Origin of the sequence: Campylobacter sp. 19-13652 (assembly GCF_019702925.1) — a bacterium.
In the GTDB taxonomy this organism is placed as follows: Bacteria; Campylobacterota; Campylobacteria; order Campylobacterales; family Campylobacteraceae; genus Campylobacter_A.
The window spans coordinates 1,050,907-1,070,868 of record NZ_AP024713.1 but is presented as its reverse complement, the minus strand read 5'-3'; the positions used below and the strand labels follow the sequence as shown (position 1 = coordinate 1,070,868).

Here is a 19,962-nt window from a genome sequence, read left to right as displayed (position 1 = left end):
AAATGGATAGTATCTTATCTATATTTAAAATAGGTGTGGGTCCAAGCAGTTCGCACACCATAGGTCCTATCGTTGCGATGAACCGCTTTTGTGAGCTTTTGGGGGATAGAGTGGAGCTAGTAAGCCGCGTACAAGTCGTACTTCATGGTTCGCTAAGCTTAACTGGCAAAGGGCACCTAACCGACATAGGCTGTATCATCGGACTTTGCGGCTTGGCACCAAAAGATGTAACACCTGAAAAAAAGCGTGCTATAATAGATGCAGTCTTTGGCAAAAATACCCTGAATCTAGCTGGCAGGCATGAGATAAATTTTATCTATGATAGGGATATATTTTTTGATGATAGCATGCTTCCGCTTCATGAAAATGGCCTAATCGCTAGGGCGTATGACGAAAATAATGAGCTAATCGTAGAGCAGACTTACTACTCCACTGGTGGGGGCTTTGTCTCCACTGCGCAAGAGCTTAGTAGCCCTGATGGCCAAAGCCTAGATGAGGCAAATCTTAAATTTGATTTTGATAGTGCCTCAAAGCTAGCCGAGCTATGCAGCGTTCATAACTGCAGCATAGCTGAGATAGTGATGCTTAGAGAGAGCGAAAGCATGAGCAAAAAGGCGGTAAAGGATTACTGTTTAGAGGTGTATGAGGCGATGATGGAGTGCTATAATAACGGCATAACAAGCTCTGAGCGTATACTGCCTGGCTCTATCCGTCTAAACCGCCTAGCTCCAGCTATTAAAAAGCGGCTTGATACAAATGAAAAAGAGGATATGGATCCTCTTGCGATGATTGATTATGTGTCTATGTATGCTCGAGCGGTAAGTGAGGAAAATGCAAGTGGTGGTAAGGTCGTAACTGCTCCTACAAATGGGGCGTGTGGTGTCATACCAGCGGTGCTTTTGTATATCCAAAATCATCGATTTTACATGGACGAAGCGAAAATCATTGATTTTATCCTAACCGCAGCAGCAATCGGCTATTTATACAAGAAAAACGCAAGTATAAGCGGAGCCGAGGCTGGCTGTCAGGCTGAAATAGGCGTGGCTAGCTCTATGGCAGCAGCGGCTATGGCGATGGTTAGCGGAGCTAGCACGCAGCAGGTCTTTAATGCTGCTGAGATTGCTATGGAGCATCATTTAGGGCTTACTTGCGACCCTGTGGGTGGGCTGGTGCAAATTCCTTGCATAGAGCGAAACGTACTGGGCGCTATAAAAGCGATAAGTGCCGCTAAAATGGTACTAGATGGCGATGCGACAGCTCGTGTAAGCTTAGATGAGGTCATCATCACGATGTATAAAACCGGTAAGGATATGAACTCAAAATACAAAGAGACAAGCCTAGGTGGACTTGCCAAAATGGTAAGCTGCTAGGCGTATTTGCCCCAGTTTTGGCTGGGGCTAGTATGTTTTAATCTACTTGCTTTAATAAATCATTGATTAATTCTTTTAGATAGGGTGGATTTTGATTAGAGTAGATATAATCTACGCCGTAATTTATGCTAAATAAACTTCCGTCAAACTCAGCCTGAATATCAGAAAGTGTAAAGCTATTGCCGTCTTTATTGATGTTAAAATGATAAATTTCACTGGCATTTTCTGACAGGGCTTGCTCTAGCCACGATTTGCGGTTTTGAGAATTTATGAGTTCTCTTTTGTTGCTATCAATAGAGTTATTGATATAGTTAAAGCAATCACTTGCTCTTCTTAAATCTTGATCTTGAGGGTATCTGTATATGTTTGCTAGATACGCACATAAAGAGATGTTTAAAAACTCAAACTCTTTTTTTACAGCTTTTTTCCATTCCTCTCTTTCTTGAATATTTGTTATGCTTTTACCTTGTTCTATATAGTTTTTTTGATATTTTGATATGGCTTATAGAATATCTTTGGGTTCATTGTATGGCTGTATCATTTTTTCAAGTTTTGCTATTTCTTGTGGTAATTCTGCTATTTTTTTATTATAATCTGACAATTTATCGTCTATATATTCTTGCGTTATCCGCTTATCTATCTCACACCTTGCACTTACCACTAGCCTGCCGCCCTCTTTTTGGCTGTTCCATTTTACGTCCGCGCAGTAGGGCTTATTTTCTATCGCATCTCCCACACTTATGCTCTCATCATACTTAAATGTGCCATCTTTTACGGCACTTATCTCACCACTGCCACATCCTGCTAGCATAAATGCTACCGCACAAGCAGCCGTACTTGAGATTAATATCTTTTTCATTTTAAGCTCCTTTTAAAAAATGTCTTTGAGTATATCGTTTTTTTTTTTTTTCAAGAGGGAAAATGGGGCATGGTAAAGTAGGGCGTTATATTAAAGCGCTTTAAAAGTTTTCATAATATGCTACTTAATTTTATCTATATTTTAAATTAAGCAGCTAAAGTCAGCGCATATGAAGTCCAAGCCCAGCCACGTAGGCTAGGCTTGTAGGCATGTTAAAGAGAGCTAACGCACCAAAGAGCCAAAGAGACTATTTTAGCACTAGTCCCTCTGTTGCGCCATTTTTGCGTCTTACCCAGATTATGGCTTTTTTGCCACTTATTTCAGACATAGCTTTTTCAAACTCAGCTACGTTTGAGATTGTGCTTTCTGCAATTTGCACGATTATATCTCCTGGTTCAAAGCCCGCAGCTTCTGCTTTTGAATTTGGTGCGACGTTGCTTACTAATACGCCGTTTACGCTTTTATCTATCCTTAGCTGGTAGCGCAACTCTTTGCTTAGTTCTTTTACTTTTAGTCCATAAAATGACTTTGCGCTTATTGCGCCTTGGGCTTTATCCATGCTTATGATTTTTATTGTGGTGCTTGACACTTTTCCGGCTCGCTCAAATTCTACTTTTATGTTGCTTCCTGCTGGTTTTGCGGCTATTGTATTTTTAAGGTCTGTTACATTTTTTATAGGTGTTTGATCTATTTTTATGATTAAATCTCCTCGCTTTATCCCAGCTTGATCTGCTGGAGAGCCAGCCTCTACGCTATTTATCAAGGCTCCGTCTTTGTTTTGGTATATCTCTTTTTGTTTCCGGTTTAGGTTTGATATGCCTACGCCGATGTAGCCTCTTTCTATCTTTCCTGTTGTGATTAGCTGGGTTGCGATTTGCTTAACCATATTTGAAGGTATCGCAAATCCTATGCCGTTATTTCCGCCACTTCGGCTTAAAATAGCGGTATTTATCCCCACTAATGCGCCTCTAGTATCCACTAGTGCACCGCCTGAGTTTCCAGGGTTTATGCTGGCGTCTGTTTGGATAAAATTCTCATACTGATTTAGCCCTATGTTGTCTTTATTTAAGGCCGAGATTATGCCCTGCGTTACACTCTCGCCAACGCCAAAAGGGTTTCCTATGGCAAATACTACATCGCCCTCAAGAAGCTTGCTGCTATCAGCCATTTTTATGCTAGGCAGGTCTTTAGCGTCTATTTTAATCACAGCTATGTCTGTTTTTTCGTCAGTACCTATTAGCTTTGCTTGATACTCCATTCCGTCGTTTGCTAGAGTTACGTTTATCTCCTCAGCGCCATCTATTACATGATTATTTGTTATTATGTATCCGTCATTTGATATTATTACGCCAGAGCCGAGCGAGTGTAGTTTTTGCTTTTTGTTTTGATCTAAATTTGGTAGAAATTGATTGAAAAAGTCTCGTAAAAATGGATCAGGAAATAACCCCTCAATACCGCTACTACCTAGCATTGTTTTCGTTGTTGATATGTTTACGACTGAGGCTTTTGCGTCTTTTATGGAGTTATGATATGAAAGCACGGCGTCGCTTTTGCTTGCGTCTATGCGGTTAAAATCGCTTGGAGCGTCAATAAATTTAATCTCACCAGCCATAAGAGAGGCTGCTAGTATACAAGATAATAAGTAGGCTTTTTTCATGGATTGCCTTCCTTTCGTTAGATATTTTTTGGTAAGAAATTATATAACTTAATTATTAACGGCTGTAACTAAAATGTAAATGCGATAAAATTTATAAAGTTGATTGACTTTGGCTCAAGTTTTATGCTATAATTTATAGCAAAAAGATTAATAAAAGGATATAAATGAGTAATAGCTTATACGAGACTTTAGGCGTGAGCCAGTCTGCTAGTGCTGATGAGATTAAAAAAGCATACAGGCGTTTGGCTCGCAAGTACCATCCAGACATAAATAAAGACGCAGGGGCGGAGGAGAAATTTAAGGAGATAAATGCAGCCTATGAAATCCTAAGCGATGAGCAAAAAAGGGCGCAGTATGACCGTTATGGTGATAGTATGTTTGGTGGACAGAGCTTTAGCGATTTTACCAGAAGTGCTGGCAGCAGCGATGATTTAAATGATATACTTAGAAATATCTTTGGAGGTAGTGGCTTTGGTGGGGCTAGATTTGGAGGCTTTGGCTCTTTTGGGGCAGATTTTGGCGGAGGATTTAGTTCATTTAGCTCAGATAGATTTAGTGATACAGACTTAGACACAAAGGCTAAGATTGTAATACCATTTAACGTCGCTATAAGCGGTGGGGAGCACTCTATAAATTTAAACGGCGATAGCATAAAAATAAAAATTCCAGCTGGTATAAATGAGGGCGAAAAGCTACGCATAAAGGGCAAGGGGCGAAACGGCGCAGACTTAATTTTAACAGTCAGCCTTGAGGCAAGTAGCGAATACGAAAGAGATGGCGATGATTTATATAAAGATGTTATAATTCCTTTAAAAACCATGCTGTTTGGCGGTAAAATTACAGTTTCAACTCCTAAAAAAGAAAAGCCAGAGGTAACAGTCAAAATAGCAGCAGGCACAAAAACAGGCGCTAAAATTCGCCTAAAAGGCTACGGCGTACAAAACCGCAAAAGCAAGCTTTATGGAGATTTGTACTTGCGCACTAGAGTAGGCTTACCTGATGTGGATAAGCTTGATGATAAGCTAGTGGAGCTTATGAAAGAAAAATTACCGGAGTAAAAAATGCAAAACAAATATCACGAACCAGTCTATCTAATAAGCGTCGTCGCAAAGGTGCTAAACATACACCCCCAAACCCTTCGTCAGTACGAAAAAGAGGGACTTATAGAGCCTTCTCGTACGGATGGACGCATGAGGCTTTACTCGCAGCGTGATGTAGACCGTGTAAAGATGATACTGCGTCTAACTCGCGATTTGGGCGTAAATTTAGCTGGTGTTGACGTGATACTTCAGTTAAAAGAGCGCATCGAAGAGCATCAAAATACCATAGATGAGCTAAGGGCTGAACTAGAAAAAATAGGCACTATCATACCTACTAAAAAGTCGCTAGTAAAGCGTAAGAGCAACTTTGATCTTATATTTTACGAGGAAAAATAGTGGATAAAATCCTTGTAGCTTTTTTGCTGACAACAGCGCTTACTGTAGTGCTAAATCTCATCTTTAAGCGCTTTAGTATACCAACTATCATAGGCTACATAGTTACAGGTACGCTTATTTCTGAGGCATTTGATTTTAAAAGCAGCGATGAGGTGCTTCATTTGGCTGAGTTTGGGATTGTGTTTTTGATGTTTACAATAGGTCTTGAGTTTAGCTTTAAGCACCTTTTGCAAATGCGCCGTGAAGTCTTTGTCAACGGCTCGCTTCAGTTTTTGCTATGTGGCGGATTGCTCGGACTTTTGGCGTATTATCTTTTAAATTTAAACGAAAAATCAGCCCTAATAGTGGGGCTATCTCTAGCGCTTTCATCTACTGCTATCGTGCTAAAGACACTAAATGACAGTGGAGAGATAACCCAGCTATATGGGCGCAAATCGCTTGGGATTTTGCTATTTCAGGATATTGCCGTCATCCCAATACTGCTTATGATTGACATTTTCTCAAATAAGGATGCAAGCGTAAAAGAGCTGCTTTTGCAGACTGCGCTTAGTGCTGGCGTGCTTTTGGTGCTGCTTTATTTAATAGGCAGATATGTTATTAACTGGGTGTTTTATAAGGTTCTTCAGACAAATTCTCAAGAGATTTTCATAGCGACCATACTTTTTATGGTTGTTGGGGCTAGCTCGCTTGCGCATTTTTTTGGATTTTCTTACTCGTTGGGAGCGTTTTTAGCAGGAATGCTACTAGCTGAAACTGAATACAAGCACCAAATAGAAGCCGACCTTATACCGTTTCGTGACCTTCTTTTGGGGCTATTTTTTGTTACCGTAGGTATGCAGCTAAACCTTGCTATGATAGCTAGCAACATCTCCTTAATCCTAGTGCTTTTAGTAGTAGCTCTTGCTATAAAGGCGGTTGTGGTTTTTGCTATTTTGGTTCTTTACGTAAACCGCCGCACATCGGCTAAGGCTGCGCTTGCTATATTTCAGGTGGGTGAGTTTGCGCTTGCTATTTTTGCGCTTTTGGTTTCGCGCGGATTTTTGGCTTCTGATACGGCACAAATTTTAATCGCAGTTTCTGTTATTTCTATGTTTATTACCCCTTTTGTGCTTAAAAATTTAAACCAAATAGCAAATTTAATAGAGCGCGAAGTCCAGACACCACGTCAAAACGAGCTTACAAAGCCGCAAAAAATCAAAAATCACATAGTCATTTTTGGCTATGGAAAGTTAGGGCAGGAGGTGGTTTTGCGGGTGAAAGAGCAGAATTTATTATACCTCGTGCTTGAAAGCGATATAAATTTAGTCGAGCTTGGTAGAAGTCGTGGGGAGAATGTATTTTTGGGTAATGCAACCCAGCAAAGCACATTTGAAAATGCCTGCATAAACACTGCTGCTGCTGTGATAGTAACGGTAAGCAACGAACAAAAATTAGAGCTAATCACGCAAAGTCTATCCCACTACGCACCAAATGTGCAAAGCGTAATTCGATTTCGTGGCAATGACGAAAAAGAGCTTTTTTCTGATTTGGGTGATCATTTCCATCTTGTGCGCGAAGAGCGAGCCGTGGCTAGGATACTCGTACATGAGGCACTTCAGTGCAAGATAAAAAGTGATACTACACCTCTTTAGCCCGCATATCTTACTTTGCTTGGGCTTTATCGGACTTGGAAAGCTTTTTAATTTTTATTTTGCCTATTAAATTTTTAAACCATAAAAACCTTAGTTCTATTATGCTAAGGTTTTAAATTGATTTTTGCGATAGGAATAGTCTTTAGCAACCAAAGAAGCTTATTTAATATATGTTATAAATTTATCCACTTCAAATTTAAATCTATGCAGCTGGAATTTTATCTATATGGACTGGTTATTATTGCGACTAGCCAAAATGGTGTACTTTTATGTAGGTGTAGTTCTTGTAGATGCCACTTATTTTTTGTTTGCTTGGACTGTCTTTTTATAAAATCTGTTAGACCTGGGCGAGGCGGAAAATTTAAATCACGGCACTTAAAGAGTTGAGTTTGAATTTAAGGTAATAAGTAAGCGAAGCAACATACTTGCCAGGACTACGTCCTTTTAAAATTATAGCAGCTAGTCTTTTTAGTTTGCGCCATTTTTCTAATAATTTTTTAAAATATTGCAGCTTGTTAGGTTTTAAATTTAAAAAACCTTATGACCGCCACAAAAATAGCAGCCATAAGTTTAAATATTATGCTCCAGCTTTTTTCTTTGCTTCTAGCCTAAGTACTCCTAAATGAACCATATAGCAGCAAAATATGCAAGCTACCACAGCAAACATAAGTAGGTAAAATCCCCAGTCCCAGCCATAGTGCTGCGCCACGTAGCCAATAAGCGCCGTACCTGAAAAGCTACCAAGCACATAGCTTAAAAGCCCCCTTAATCCAGTAGCAGACCCAGCTGCAAACGGCGGCACAAGCTCGATGGTTTGCAAGGAGCTAAGAAACATCGGCACATAGATAAAGCAACCTATAATGCCAGCTCCAAGCGTAACAACGCCTAGTGTATCGCCACCTTTATAGATAAACATAGCAGCGCCAACGATGACTAAGCATATAATCGATAGCGGCATACGGCGCCCTTTAAAAAATGTATCTGTAAGATAACCAGCAGCGATTGTTGATATGATGGCCGACCACTCAAATATCGCAAATGCCACACTCATATCCTTTTTGCTAAAGCCCTTTGTCTCAAGCAAATAAAGCGGCAGCCACGTAAGCACCCCAAAGCGTATCATATAGGTAAAGACATCAATAAAGCTCACAAACCAGACGTTTTTATCATTTAATATATAGCCTTTTAAAATTTGCCAACTACTTAGCTTTTCGCCATCCTCTTTAGCTACGACTAGCTCATCTTTGTCATTATGCAGTATCTCATTTAGCGGTGGTAAGCCCTCGTTATAGGTTTTGCCCACACCAAAGATAGCAAAAATCGCCGCTATAAAAAGCACCACTGCAACTGGCACTATAAAATTTGCCATCTGCCAGCTATGCATCCCAAAAAACTCCGCATCACTTCCTAGCCATGCCATCGCCCCGCCAGTAATGGGCGCAACAAGTCCGCCGCCAACGTTGTGCGAGCTATTAAAGATTGAGGTGATTAACCCCCTACCTTTTCTAGGGTACCAGCTAGCTAGCACCACGTAAGCAGGACCTGCGCCCATACCTTGAAATAGTCCGTTTGCGCAAACTAAAATGAAAAATAGCCAAAATGCGGTGCTAAAACCCATCATTAAATTTACAAGCGCTGAGAGCAAAAGTCCAAAAATCATAAACCACTTTGGATTTGATTTATCAGCTAGCACAGACATAAATCCCTTACTAAGCCCATAAATTACAAGCGAAGTGCCAGAAATTAGCCCAATATCGGCCTTATCAAAACCTAGCTCAGATTTTAAATATGGTGTTGAAAGAATGAAATTATTACGTATAATGTAATATGCCGCATAGCCTATAAATATGCCAAAAATAGCGTTCCATCGCAAGCGATTGTAGGTATCAAGCACCTGTGCTGGCGGCACTGTTTTGCCCTGTTTTGAGCTTAAAAAGCCAAACATCTCACCTCCTTTATTAAAAGATAGCTATTATTATATTAATATTTTTATTTTTGTCGCTTTTGGAAAATAAAATCATACTTTTTTGGTATAAAATGTGTCAAATCCGCCAAATTCATGGCGGATTTTTATTACTCTGGCATATTTAGTATGAAAATTTCATCTTGGCTTTGATTTTTGCTAAGCAAATAAAGCTTCTCGTCCACTATCTCCATGCTCATTACATCCCCAACATCAGGCATACCATAGGCTTTGAGTACCTTTGCGCTGTCTTTATTGATTTGCATAAGAGTGTTGTAATTTTTTGAGTAAGCATAAAGCATATCACCACTAAATGCCGCTGCTGTGATGTAATAATCCCCTAAGTCTCGTCCGTCTTTTAGTGGTACAGCTGAGTTTAGCGGCGTTTCAGCGCTTAATAGCCGATCGTTTGTGTCTATTTTGATCAGGGTTTGCTTTTTGCTTTTTTCATTTGGCACGCTTAGCATATACATGTAGTGGTTGTTTGGCTCGCTCGCTAGTGTTGCGACGTAGCTTTTTTTGGCACGCACTGTTAGCACGTAAGGGCGGTCTTGCTGCCATGGAAGCACTAGTCCGCCAGTTGTGTTTCTAAGCGTTACCCACTCTTTGTAAGTGTCAACTTGCTCTTTTGAGGCGCGCTTTATGGCGACTAGGGTTTTATTTATGCCTGTTATGATTAGAGTGCCATTTACGAACGTGGCGTCTGCTAATAGCTTTAAATTCCTGCCATTTGGCATATCTATGATGGCACTTGCGGTTGGGTTTAGATTTTCATCGATGAAATATACCCCGCCGTCGCTATTAACCACAGCAAATTCGTTATTAAGCGCGTCATATGCTAGCCCACTAGCTCCGCCTTTGTCAAATATCCCAGTGGCCTTAAATGGTAGCTTTTTGCTATTTATTATTTTAGGTGTGGCTAAAAGCTCGCTAAAAGCGCCATTTTGTGGATTTTTATCAAATTTAATGGCTGAAGCTTCATTTACGCCAGCCATATACGGAGTCTCGACGACGTTTGCGCCAGTAAAGCTAAGCGGCTTTTTCAGCTTTGGCCAAACGTTAAGTATCCAGGTGTTTTTCTCTAGGCTTATGCGCTCTGGGCTGCCTTTGCCGACAAATGGTGGTGGACCAGCTGAAATAAAGGCTTGAACGGCGTTTGAGGCGATGACTATAAAGCTTAAAAATATGACAAATTTAGAATATGCGCTTAGTGGCTTTATTTTTGTATCGTTTGAGGTTATCTCATCTTTAAAATCGCCCTTTTTAACAAGTAGTAAAAGTACGCCCATAAATATAATGACTACCCAGTAAACCAGCACTCCCCATGTATAAGTATGTGCGCCAAAAATATCTCCTCCAAAGCCCATTCCCATGTCTCTACTAGACATAAATGACGTGTGTCTAAGCGTCATAAACATGCCGTATCCGCCGCTTATAAATACTGCGGCAATATATCGTAGTTTTAACCCGTAGCGCAGTATGAGTATGCCTGCTACGCCAGTTACGACCATGCCTATGCGCTCTTGCCAGCACAGGGTGCAAGGACCCTCGCCCACGACGTATCCTAGGTAGAAATTTGCTATGCCAACAGGCAGGGCTAGGACTAAAAATACGGCAGTTGCCATTATAAAATTAAATGATTTTTGATTTAGCATTATGCCCTCCTAGTATGCTATAAACGGCAGTACTGACGTCCAGCTTGCAAAGAAAAACATAATGTAGCAAATCGCCGTCGCCCCCATAAAAAGCCCCCACGCAAGCCGCTCTTTTGAGGGCTTGATTAAAACTATTAACACACAAATGGCAAATAGTGTAAGCGTTAAAAATTCCATTACTACTCCTTTATAATTTCTTAGGAAATAATACTAATTTAAAACTTAAAGTTAAATAATTATATTTAATTTTTATTAAATTTTATTTATATTAAATTATAAATTTATCAGCATATTTTTGGAGCATAAAAGCTTAAAAATAGATATTCTTAATGAATATTTTTTAAATTTATAAAATTTTAAATTTGATTTATAAAATTAAATATATTCTACAGGATTGCGCAGAGTATTTTTGGCGTTACCCCAGCCGTACCTAAGCAGTAGCTGGGGTAAAATGAGCGATTATTTGCCTAGGAATTTTTTCATATCAGCCTGTGCGTCGCCGCTGATTAGAGCGATGTTATAGTTTTCGACTAGGAAGTTTAATATCTCTTCGTTGAAAAACTCAGGCAAGCTAGGACCTACGTTTATGTTTTTCACGCCTAGGTAGAGTAGGGCGAGCAGGATTATGATAGCCTTTTGCTCCATCCACATTAGCACGATTGAGATTGGTAGGTCGTTTATGGCTATGCCTGTGGCTTCGCTTAGGGCTAGGGCGATTTTAACGGCGCCGTTGCTGTCGTTGCATTGTCCTAGGTCTAGGTAGCGAGGTATGTTTGTGCCAGGAACTGTGCCAAAATCCACGTCGTTAAAGCGGAATTTACCACAGCTTGAAGTAAGGATCACGCAGTCGTTTGGCAGGCTCGTGGCTAGCTCTCTGTAATAATCCCTATCTTTGCCTGGTGCGTCGCAGCCTGCGATTACGAAAAATCTTTGAATTTTTCCGCTTTTTACAGCCTCAAGTATCTCGCCAGCCATTGGTAGGACGGCTTTGTAGTGGTGTCCTGTTACGATTGTCTCATCTGAGTTAAAGTTATCTACATCAGGCAGGCTTAAGGCTTTTTCTATGACTGGGCTAAAGTCATCGCCATTTATGTGTGTTACGCCCTCAGTGCCTGCTATGTCGTAGCCAAATAATCTATCAGCATACTCGCAGTTTGCACGTAGTGGGACGATGCAGTTTGTGCTCATTATGATTGCGCCCCGCCACTCGTTAAATAGCTTAGTCTGGTCAAACCACGCCTTGCCGATATTGCCTTTTAGGTGTTTAAATTTATTTAGCTCTGGGTAGGCGTGGGCTGGGAGCATTTCTGAGTGGGTGTAGATGTTTATGCCCTTGCCTTCGGTTTGCTCTAGTAGGGCTTTTAGCATATGTAGGTTGTGTCCGCTTACGAGTATGCCCTTACCTTGGGCTTTATTTTGCGTTACTCTAACTGGGCTTGGCACGCCGTAGGTGCTAGTGTGGGCGTTGCTTAATAGATCCATTACTTCCACGCCAGCCTTGCCCACTCGCAAAAGCTGCTCAATGTGTTCGTTAAAGTTAAAGTTCATATTTGTTAGCGTAAAATAAAGCGTCTGAGCGATGACATCATCTACTGCTTTGGTGTTTGCGCCTAGCTCGTTAGCGTGATGACGATACGCACTCATCCCCTTTAGCCCAAATATCATCATATCCTGAAGTCTAGCTTTTGTGCTATCTTTGCCACAGGTGCCCTTATCTTGCCCTTTGCTACCACAGCCGCCTGGTGCGCTCATCTCGCACTGATGACAGAACATTTTTAAAGCTTTTTCGCTCATTTTTTCTCCTTTTAAAATTTGGCGAAATTATAGGGGTAAAATGAGAATTTTTCATTGAGATAAATCAAGACAATAAAACTCTTAAAGGGGTATAATTTGCTTTAAATTAATCTAAAAAGGGTTCAAGATGAATGAATTTGTAGGTTTTAACACCATCAAAGTAGATGGCGCTACGGTTGAGTTTTATGAGAAAAAAAGTGGCAACTCACGTATTATAGGCTTTGACAGCAGGGCTTGCGTGCCGCCCGAGCCTATGATAAATGCTATGCTTGCGTTAAATTTAATAAGCGGCGAAAATGATAAAGTAATAATGTTAAATCACCGCTTCCCAGTGGGGCTAATCCCAAAAATTGAGCCGTTTTTTAACTACACCCAAAGCGAGTTTGAAGGCGGCGTACAGCTTGAGTTTAGCCCAAAAGCAGGAGTAGAGATAGAGAAATTTAAAGCCAGCCAGATGGAATGTAAATAATGGTCGCACTTGGGACTTTTGCGCCGCCATTTTCTTTGGTGGGCGGATATTTTTCGCTTGGTGTGCTTGGGTTAATAGCCAGTATTTTTGGCTTTTATTTTGCCGATTTTGATGCGATTTTTAGCTTTAGTGCGGCTGGATTTTTGCACCTATTTTTACTTGGCTTCGTGCTTAGCATTATTATAGGCGCGCTTTATCAGCTTACTTCAGTCATCACTCAAAAGCCCTTTTTTACGCTTAAGGGGGCGTATTTAATCCTATTTTGTTACGCTTTGGCTTTGGTGGCTTTTGTGGGTGGGTTTTTTGCTGGGAATTCTTTGCTTTTGCTATTTGGTGGGGGCTTGCTTTTTGCTTCACTTTGCTATTTTGGCATTGCTTATGCGCTTAGCTTTTTGGGGCTTAAGGAGCTTAATTTTGCCTGCTTAGCGCTTTTAATTTCATCTATTTATCTTATTATAGGCATTTTCTTGGGCTTTGCTTTGGTGCTATCTCTTAACGGCGTTCTCGCACTTAGCTTTGATTTTGATACCGTTATTAAGCTTCACATTTATTTTGTACTTGGATTTATGTTTTTTGTCATTGTGGGGGCTGCTAGCGTACTTTTGCCGATGTTTAGCCTAGCGCATGGGCTTAAGCTATATTTTAGCAAGATTGCTATGGGTTTATATTTTGGTGCTTTTGTGGGGTTTTTTATAGATGAAAATATTGTTTTATTGTTTGTGATTTTGGCTATTTTTTGCTTTGTGGCTGAGATGGCTTTGATATTTTTTAAAAGGGTAAGAAAGGCGCTTGATTATTGGAATATTAACATTATAATTGCTGCTATTTCGGTTATGGCTTGCCTTGTTTGTCTATTTTTTGACTATACAAATAGGGCGCTGTTTTTATTCTGCTTTGGCTTTTTGTCTTGCTTTATCATCGCTCATCTTTATAAGATAGTGCCGTTTTTGGTGTGGTATCATTTTGTTAGTCCATTTGTTGGTAAGGCAAAGGTGCCGCTGCTTGATGAGATGATAAATAAGCCACTTGCTTATTTGCAGATTGCTTTTAGTACCGTTTCTCTTATTTTGGCTGGCTTTAATAGCTTTTTGTTTTCTGCTTTTTTACAGCTAATTGCAGCTAGCTTTTTGGCTATAAATATACTTTTTATAGCTAGGTATGTTAAATTTAAAGGATAAAAAATGAAAGATAAAATTTATGCAAAACTTAGCGAGATAATTGACCCTGAGGTGGGCTTTGATATAGTCTCGCTTGGACTTATATATGGTGTAGAGGTTGTTGAGGGTAGGGCGGTAGTAACCATGACACTTTCGACAAAGTCCTGCCCGCTTCATGAGCTTATTTTAGGCTGGGTACGTGAGGCGGCTTTGAGCGTGGAGGGCGTGGGTGAGTGCGAGATAGATTTAGTTTGGGAGCCTGCATGGGATATAAGCATGGCTAGTGATGAGGTTAAGGCAAAGCTTGGATAAATTTAAACGTAGTTTTAATCTTTTTTAGTAAAATGCCAACATCACATCAAACCTACTAAAAGGCCTTAGATGACAAAAGACGTCGTAAAAGCACACAAAATAAGCGAAGAAGAGTACTTAAATATCCTAAATATCCTAGGCAGAGAGCCAAATTTATTAGAGCTTGGCGTCTTTTCTGCTATGTGGAGCGAGCATTGTAGCTATAAATCAAGCCGAAAATATCTCCGTGGCTTTCCCACATCTGCACCTTGGGTTATACAAGGCCCTGGTGAGAATGCAGGCGTAATAGACATAGGCGGCGGATATGCGGCTGTATTTAAGGTAGAAAGCCACAATCACCCTAGCTTTATTGAGCCATTTGCTGGGGCAGCAACTGGCGTGGGTGGAATTTTACGAGATATATTTACCATGGGTGCAAGGTGTGTGGCAAATATCAACTCACTGCGCTTTGGTAACATAAAAGGCGATAGCAAAAGCGCAAAATATCAGCGCCACCTGCTAAAAGGCGTAGCAAACGGCATATCCCACTATGGCAACTGCATGGGGATACCTATGGTAGCTGGCGAGACTAGCTTTGATGAGAGTTTTGACGGAAATATACTGGTAAATGCCTTTGCGCTTGGGGTGTGTAAGAGTGATGAAATTTTTTACGCTAAAGCAGAGGGCGTAGGAAATCCAGTCATATATGTAGGTAGTAAAACTGGCAGAGACGGACTAGGTGGGGCTGTAATGGCAAGCGATAGTTTTAACGAAGCCAGCAAAAGTCTGCGCCCAACAGTGCAGGTGGGAGATCCATTTGCTGAGAAGCTTTTGATGGAAGCTTGCCTTGAGCTTTTTAAGCATGATTATATAGTCGGCATTCAGGATATGGGCGCGGCTGGGCTTACTAGCTCTAGCTTTGAAATGGCTGGACGAAGCGGAAGTGGAATGCGCCTAGAGCTCGATAAGGTGCCTATGAGAGAGGAGGGCATGACTCCTTATGAGCTTATGCTAAGCGAATCTCAAGAGCGAATGCTAATTTGCGCTAAGAAAGGTTATGAGGGTAAAGTCATAGAGCTATTTAAGCGATATGGACTTGACGCGGCAGTAGTCGGCGAGGTTACAGATAGCGGTATAATGCAGCTTATATGGCATGGCGAAATAGCTGGCGAGATACCTATTGCGCCACTTAGTGAGGCTGCTCCAGTGCTTGATAGACCTGTAAAAGAAGCAACCTATCTAAACTCTATAAAAGATATAAAATTAAACAAATCCATCCCTACAAATGAAGCCTTTAGGGCGCTTTTAAAAGATGAAAACATATTAGATAAAGCTTACATTTACGAACAATACGACAGTACCGTAGGTGCAAACACTATAAAGCCAGCTGGTAGTCTCGGCGCTGGTGCGCTTAGAGTGCGTGAAAATGGGCGCTATGTGGCTATGGCTAGCGAGTGCAATACTAGGGCTTGCTATGTTTCGCCGTTTAACGGTGCCGCACTAGCAGTAGCTACTGCTGGCAGAAAAGTCGCTGCAGCTGGGGCTATGCCGCTAGCCATAACGGATTGCCTAAACTACGGCAACCCAGAGGACGCTGAGGTAATGTGGCAGTTTAAAATGGGTTGTGAAGGCATCAAAGAAGCCTGCTCTAAGCTAAACACCCCGGTAGTAAGTGGCAATGTAAGCCTTTATAACCAAACAGACGGCGTAAGCATACAACCAACCCCTACCATAGTAAGCGTGGGCGCAGGAGATGGCGAAGTTACGCCTTCGTTTATCACAAAAGAGAATATAGCTATATATTTACTAGGTAAAACCAGCGATGAATTCGGCGCTTCTTTGTACCTAAAAAACCTCTATGGCGAGGTTGGGGGCGAAGTGAGCGAGATTGATTTTAGCTACGAGCGCGCACTTTGGGAAGTGCTGGTATCTGCTAAGTCAAATTTAGAGTTTGCAAATAGCGTTGGAGTCGGTGGTGTGGCTATGACGCTGGCCAAAATGAGCGCATATGGCGGAGTTGGAGTGAATTTAAAAAGTGGCTTTGGCGACGAAAGGTTGCTTTTTAGCGAGAGTGCAAGCCGTGCGATAGTAGGCGTAAAGGATGAGGCTTTGTTTTTAAGCACATGCAAAAAGTTTGGCGTAGAGGCTACTAGGCTTGGCGTAAGTGGCGGAGATAAGTTTATACTTGATAGTATTAGTATGGATTTATGTGAGCTAAGGGATGTGTATTTTAATGAATTTAAACGCCTAATAAAGGGCTAAAATGAGCTATTTGTGGATTTTTTTTATAGCTGTTGTGGCATTTTATTTTTTAAGTGCAAGCAGTAGAAAATCGAACGCCGCAAGACGAGCAAATAGCGGTCAAAGTGCGCATTTATTAGTTGGAATGATCGCTAAAGTCGCTAAAAGCGATGGTGTGGTAAGTGATGAAGAAGCCGATTTAATAGGGCAAATTTTAAGCGATTTCTCAGCCAACTTCGGCATAAGCCGTGATGCTTTAAAAAGTACTTACGAGCGTGAAAAAACCAGGCTTGATAATGCTAGGAATTTAGCTCTTGAATATAGATTTAACACAGGTGCAGATACAAATGAAGCCACTGGTGTGCTTGCATTTTTGTTAAATTTAGCTTACGTTGATGGGGTTTTTAGCCAGGGTGAGAAAAAAATTCTAACCGAGATAGCTTATGGATTAGGTCTAAATGACGCCCAAAAATCTGTAATATTTGCTAGATTTGAGGCGGAGTTTAATAATAGATTTTCAACCCAAGAAAAAAAGTCTCCCTATGAGGTTTTAGGCATTAGCCAAAACGTAGATCAAAACGAGGTAAAACGCCGATATAAAGAGCTTGTTAGAGAAAATCACCCAGATCTTTTAATGGGTAAAGGCGCGAGCGAGAGTGTTGTGAGCGAAGCGACAAAAAAACTACAAGAGATAAACGAAGCGTATGAGAACATTAAAAAACAAAGAGGTTGGGCTTGAGTAGGCTTTGTGGCTTTGTTGAGGATTTTAAGCAAATTCGCACAGATAGTGGCGAGGTGTATGAGATAGCTGAGGGTGCAGGGCAGCTTAAAAATGGCGTCATAGTTGAGTTTTGTCTTGACGAGCAGGGCAGGGCTAGCGGGCTAAAGGCCTTTGAGGCTTCAAAGCGCTATAAAGTGCCTGATTCGTTTATGTTAAGTACTAGTTCCGAAGTTAGAGGCTGGCAAAGTATAAATAAGAGCAAATTTGAGCTTATCGGCGAGCCAAATTTAAACAAAACCGTAGCTACGACAAATTTACGCAAGCACGCAGCCGCTATGGGCGCAAACGCAATTATTAATTATAGGCTGGAGAGATTTTTTATGCGCTGGAGGGCTAGGGGCGTGCCAGTGCAAATAGGGCAGCCTAGTGAGCTTTTTGAGGAGGGGCTTATTGACGAGCGCGATTTTTCCGAGATTTGCAAGCTGTCTTGCTATATTAAAAAGCGTTTAAGCTTAAGGAGATTTTTAGCGACCACTCTTTCCGTTTTAACACTATCTTTTAGCATTGCTTTGGCTATTTTCTTAGATGGCTTTACAAATTTAAATATCTCAAAAGGTGTATTCTTTACTATTATTGCCTCTGGCTTTATTTGGGCTTTGGTTATAAAACCAAATGGCGCACAATTACAAGAGATAAAAGAGATTATTAATGAGTGAGACTTTATTTATTTACACGGATGAAATTTTTAAAGCCCTAAGGGATTTATCAGGCTTTGTGTCTGCTTATTTTTCAGTTGTGGGTGGTATTTTTATATCCTGCATGCCACTTCCTACTAGGCTTAGTGCTGCTATATTTTTTGGTTTAAATTTATTTATATTTTTATGGATTTTTTGTATATTTTTAGGTAAAACAACCTCATTGAAAAATGTGAAATTATGGCTTTGTGCGATGAGTTTTGGTGTGGCTAAGTTTTTATTTAGTGATGAGATTTTATTGTGTGCTATATTTTTATTTATTACTGGGGCTTACCTTTATTTTAGTAAGGATAGCCTAGCTAGCCTTAAGCTTTTTGAAAGGCTTAGGATTAAATTCAACCAACAAAGGAGCAAGTATGAGAGCACTCATTAGTGTAAGCGATAAAACCGGTGTGGCTGAGTTTGCCGCAGGGCTAGCGAGCCTTGGCTGGGAGATACTAAGCACGGGTGGGACGTACTCCCTGCTAAAATCAGAGGGCATTGAGGTAAAAGAGGTGAGTGAATATACCGCAAGCCCAGAGGCATTTGGCGGACGTATAAAGACCTTGCACCCAAAAATCCACGGAGGCATACTGCATAAGCGAGATGCGCACAGGGATGAAGCTTTAGCCCTTGGTATAGGTAGGATTGATTTAGTTTGTGTTAATCTTTATCCATTTAAGCAGACCACGCTTAGTACTGATAATCTTGATGAAATCATAGAAAATATCGACATCGGCGGACCTACTATGATAAGAAGTGCAGCCAAAAACCACAATGACGTCATCGTCGTGTGCGAGGCGTTTGATTATGAAAGAGTGCTTAAAATGCTAAAATCTGGCGGAGTGAGTGCGGAGTTTAAAAAAGAGCTGGCAGTTCGAGCATTTAGCCACACCGCTCAGTATGATGCAACCATAGCAAATTATCTAAACGAGCGATTTTACGGTGGTTTTGGCGAGAGACATTTTATATTTGGTGAGCGCGTAACTCGCACAAGATACGGCGAAAATCCACACCAACAAGGCGCACTTTATGAATTTAACGGCTTTTTTAGTAATAATTTTAGAGCACTTAAGGGCGAAGTGAGCTTTAATAACCTAACAGACATTAATGCCGCTGTAAAGCTCGCTGCTAGCTTTGATGACGCGCCAGCAGTGGCTATTATCAAGCACGCAAATCCCTGCGGCTTTGCTGTAAAAGATAGCCTGCTAAAAAGCTACGAGGCAGCACTTAGAGCTGATCCAGTCAGTGCGTATGGCGGAGTTATCGCTATAAATGGCACTCTAGATGAGGAGCTTGCTAAAAAGATAAATGAAATTTATGTCGAAGTCATAATTGCAGCAAACGTTACTGATGGGGCGCTGGGCGTTTTTGAGGGTAAAAAGCGGATTAAAATTTTCACTCAGGATAATAAATTCCTAGTCTCGCCTATTGATAAGTACGACTTTAAACATATCGAGGGTGGATATATCCTGCAAACTAGCGACTTTGTAGAGCAAAGCGAGATAGATGATGCTAAATGTGTCAGCTCGCGCATAGCTAGCGACAGTGAGGTGGCAGATATGAGGATAGCTTGGCAGGTGGCTGCCCTTACAAAAAGCAACTGTGTAGTCTATGTAAAAGATGGTGCGATGCTGGCTATAGGCATGGGCATGACCTCTCGCGTAGATGCCGCTCGTGCAGCCTGCGCTAAAGCCGCTGATATGGGCATAGACTTAAGTGGATGTGTGCTGGCTAGCGAGGCGTTTTTTCCATTTAGAGATAGCATAGACATAGCTGCACGTGTAGGCGTAAAATGCATCGTAGAACCAGGCGGAAGCATACGAGATAGCGAAGTCATCGAGGCGGCAAACGAAAATGGCATGGCGCTTTATTTTACTGGCGTTAGACACTTTTTGCATTAAATTTTCTTAAGGGCAGGGTGGGTTATCCGCCTTACTTTGATTTTATGTGCCCTTTTTGCGTGCAAGTGGTTTGTTTTTGC

Annotated in this window: 18 protein-coding genes; 12 read left to right on the top strand and 6 right to left on the bottom strand. The window is 41.1% G+C overall.

Features of this window, described 5'->3' with window-relative positions:
• Window positions 1-2: 2 nt before the first annotated feature.
• Window positions 3-1,370, top strand: a complete 1,368-nt coding sequence (locus tag LBC_RS05190) for an L-serine ammonia-lyase (RefSeq protein ID WP_409240979.1) — start codon at window positions 3-5, stop codon at window positions 1,368-1,370.
• A 502-nt stretch (window positions 1,371-1,872) separates the two neighbouring features.
• Here LBC_RS05190 and LBC_RS05185 read toward each other — a convergent pair.
• Together LBC_RS05185 and LBC_RS05180 are read right to left on the bottom strand one after the other, a co-directional pair.
• Window positions 1,873-2,229 carry a hypothetical protein gene (locus tag LBC_RS05185; protein WP_221253193.1) on the bottom strand — a complete coding sequence of 119 codons (357 nt, stop codon included), beginning with the start codon at window positions 2,227-2,229 and terminating at the stop codon, window positions 1,873-1,875.
• Between the two features lie 247 nt (window positions 2,230-2,476).
• On the bottom strand, window positions 2,477-3,886 hold the full coding sequence (locus LBC_RS05180) for a Do family serine endopeptidase (RefSeq protein WP_221253192.1): 1,410 nt from the start codon (window positions 3,884-3,886) through the stop codon (window positions 2,477-2,479).
• A 164-nt stretch (window positions 3,887-4,050) separates the two neighbouring features.
• On the opposite strand from LBC_RS05180, the gene LBC_RS05175 reads away from it, so the two are divergent.
• From LBC_RS05175 to LBC_RS05165, 3 genes are read left to right on the top strand one after another with little or no spacing between them, the layout of a single operon-like run.
• A complete protein-coding gene (locus tag LBC_RS05175) occupies window positions 4,051-4,944 on the top strand; it encodes a DnaJ C-terminal domain-containing protein (RefSeq protein ID WP_221253189.1) in 894 nt (297 codons plus the stop codon).
• Window positions 4,945-4,947: 3 nt separating this feature from the next.
• Window positions 4,948-5,322 (top strand): heat shock protein transcriptional repressor HspR, encoded by a 375-nt coding sequence (locus LBC_RS05170; RefSeq protein WP_221253188.1) that lies wholly within the window; start codon window positions 4,948-4,950, stop codon window positions 5,320-5,322.
• Entirely contained in the window at window positions 5,322-6,953 is a 1,632-nt protein-coding gene (locus LBC_RS05165) for a cation:proton antiporter (protein WP_221253183.1), read from the top strand. The genes LBC_RS05170 and LBC_RS05165 overlap by 1 nt, the downstream gene beginning before the upstream one ends.
• 577 nt (window positions 6,954-7,530) lie before the next feature.
• Here the strand turns inward: LBC_RS05165 and LBC_RS05160 are convergent.
• The 4 genes from LBC_RS05160 to hcp all read right to left on the bottom strand — a co-directional run bounded on the left by LBC_RS05160 (window position 7,531) and on the right by hcp (window position 12,365).
• Window positions 7,531-8,898 carry an MFS transporter gene (locus LBC_RS05160; protein WP_221253181.1) on the bottom strand — a complete coding sequence of 456 codons (1,368 nt, stop codon included), beginning with the start codon at window positions 8,896-8,898 and terminating at the stop codon, window positions 7,531-7,533.
• 128 nt (window positions 8,899-9,026) lie between these two features.
• Entirely contained in the window at window positions 9,027-10,571 is a 1,545-nt protein-coding gene (locus LBC_RS05155; RefSeq protein ID WP_221253179.1) for a disulfide bond formation protein B, read from the bottom strand.
• Between the two features lie 9 nt (window positions 10,572-10,580).
• Window positions 10,581-10,748: a hypothetical protein gene (locus tag LBC_RS05150; RefSeq protein ID WP_221253177.1), complete on the bottom strand. Its 168-nt coding sequence runs from the start codon at window positions 10,746-10,748 to the stop codon at window positions 10,581-10,583.
• A 282-nt stretch (window positions 10,749-11,030) separates the two neighbouring features.
• On the bottom strand, window positions 11,031-12,365 hold the full coding sequence (gene hcp, locus LBC_RS05145; RefSeq protein WP_221253175.1) for a hydroxylamine reductase: 1,335 nt from the start codon (window positions 12,363-12,365) through the stop codon (window positions 11,031-11,033).
• Window positions 12,366-12,492: 127 nt separating this feature from the next.
• Here hcp and LBC_RS05140 point away from each other — a divergent pair, with 127 nt between their 5' ends.
• The 8 genes from LBC_RS05140 (at window position 12,493) to purH (ending at window position 19,882) form a co-directional block, all read left to right on the top strand.
• Entirely contained in the window at window positions 12,493-12,834 is a 342-nt protein-coding gene (locus LBC_RS05140; protein ID WP_221253173.1) for a hypothetical protein, read from the top strand.
• Window positions 12,834-14,012 carry a peptidase M50 gene (locus tag LBC_RS05135; protein WP_221253171.1) on the top strand — a complete coding sequence of 393 codons (1,179 nt, stop codon included), beginning with the start codon at window positions 12,834-12,836 and terminating at the stop codon, window positions 14,010-14,012. Before LBC_RS05140 ends, LBC_RS05135 begins: the two co-directional genes overlap by 1 nt.
• Window positions 14,013-14,015: 3 nt before the next feature.
• A complete protein-coding gene (locus LBC_RS05130) occupies window positions 14,016-14,303 on the top strand; it encodes a metal-sulfur cluster assembly factor (RefSeq protein WP_221253169.1) in 288 nt (95 codons plus the stop codon).
• A gap of 69 nt (window positions 14,304-14,372) precedes the next feature.
• Window positions 14,373-16,544: a phosphoribosylformylglycinamidine synthase subunit PurL gene (gene purL, locus LBC_RS05125; protein ID WP_221253167.1), complete on the top strand. Its 2,172-nt coding sequence runs from the start codon at window positions 14,373-14,375 to the stop codon at window positions 16,542-16,544.
• Between the two features lies 1 nt (window position 16,545).
• Window positions 16,546-17,262 (top strand): DnaJ domain-containing protein, encoded by a 717-nt coding sequence (locus LBC_RS05120; RefSeq protein WP_221253165.1) that lies wholly within the window; start codon window positions 16,546-16,548, stop codon window positions 17,260-17,262.
• Window positions 17,259-17,960, top strand: a complete 702-nt coding sequence (locus LBC_RS05115; protein WP_221253163.1) for a hypothetical protein — start codon at window positions 17,259-17,261, stop codon at window positions 17,958-17,960. Before LBC_RS05120 ends, LBC_RS05115 begins: the two co-directional genes overlap by 4 nt.
• Window positions 17,953-18,372, top strand: a complete 420-nt coding sequence (locus tag LBC_RS05110) for a hypothetical protein (RefSeq protein WP_221253161.1) — start codon at window positions 17,953-17,955, stop codon at window positions 18,370-18,372. The genes LBC_RS05115 and LBC_RS05110 overlap by 8 nt, the downstream gene beginning before the upstream one ends.
• A complete protein-coding gene (gene purH, locus LBC_RS05105) occupies window positions 18,356-19,882 on the top strand; it encodes a bifunctional phosphoribosylaminoimidazolecarboxamide formyltransferase/IMP cyclohydrolase (RefSeq protein WP_221253159.1) in 1,527 nt (508 codons plus the stop codon). The genes LBC_RS05110 and purH overlap by 17 nt, the downstream gene beginning before the upstream one ends.
• Window positions 19,883-19,962: the final 80 nt, after the last annotated feature.

Excerpts from the sequence above, each read along its gene's own strand:
- LBC_RS05190 (WP_409240979.1), top strand. The coding sequence starts at position 3 with ATGGATAGTATCTTATCTATATTTAAAATAGGTGTGGGTCCAAGCAGT.
- LBC_RS05185 (WP_221253193.1), bottom strand. The coding sequence starts at position 2,229 with ATGAAAAAGATATTAATCTCAAGTACGGCTGCTTGTGCGGTAGCATTT.
- LBC_RS05180 (WP_221253192.1), bottom strand. The coding sequence starts at position 3,886 with ATGAAAAAAGCCTACTTATTATCTTGTATACTAGCAGCCTCTCTTATG.
- LBC_RS05175 (WP_221253189.1), top strand. The coding sequence starts at position 4,051 with ATGAGTAATAGCTTATACGAGACTTTAGGCGTGAGCCAGTCTGCTAGT.
- LBC_RS05170 (WP_221253188.1), top strand. The coding sequence starts at position 4,948 with ATGCAAAACAAATATCACGAACCAGTCTATCTAATAAGCGTCGTCGCA.
- LBC_RS05160 (WP_221253181.1), bottom strand. The coding sequence starts at position 8,898 with ATGTTTGGCTTTTTAAGCTCAAAACAGGGCAAAACAGTGCCGCCAGCA.
- LBC_RS05155 (WP_221253179.1), bottom strand. The coding sequence starts at position 10,571 with ATGCTAAATCAAAAATCATTTAATTTTATAATGGCAACTGCCGTATTT.
- LBC_RS05150 (WP_221253177.1), bottom strand. The coding sequence starts at position 10,748 with ATGGAATTTTTAACGCTTACACTATTTGCCATTTGTGTGTTAATAGTT.
- hcp (WP_221253175.1), bottom strand. The coding sequence starts at position 12,365 with ATGAGCGAAAAAGCTTTAAAAATGTTCTGTCATCAGTGCGAGATGAGC.
- LBC_RS05140 (WP_221253173.1), top strand. The coding sequence starts at position 12,493 with ATGAATGAATTTGTAGGTTTTAACACCATCAAAGTAGATGGCGCTACG.
- LBC_RS05135 (WP_221253171.1), top strand. The coding sequence starts at position 12,834 with ATGGTCGCACTTGGGACTTTTGCGCCGCCATTTTCTTTGGTGGGCGGA.
- LBC_RS05130 (WP_221253169.1), top strand. The coding sequence starts at position 14,016 with ATGAAAGATAAAATTTATGCAAAACTTAGCGAGATAATTGACCCTGAG.
- purL (WP_221253167.1), top strand. The coding sequence starts at position 14,373 with ATGACAAAAGACGTCGTAAAAGCACACAAAATAAGCGAAGAAGAGTAC.
- LBC_RS05120 (WP_221253165.1), top strand. The coding sequence starts at position 16,546 with ATGAGCTATTTGTGGATTTTTTTTATAGCTGTTGTGGCATTTTATTTT.
- LBC_RS05110 (WP_221253161.1), top strand. The coding sequence starts at position 17,953 with ATGAGTGAGACTTTATTTATTTACACGGATGAAATTTTTAAAGCCCTA.
- purH (WP_221253159.1), top strand. The coding sequence starts at position 18,356 with ATGAGAGCACTCATTAGTGTAAGCGATAAAACCGGTGTGGCTGAGTTT.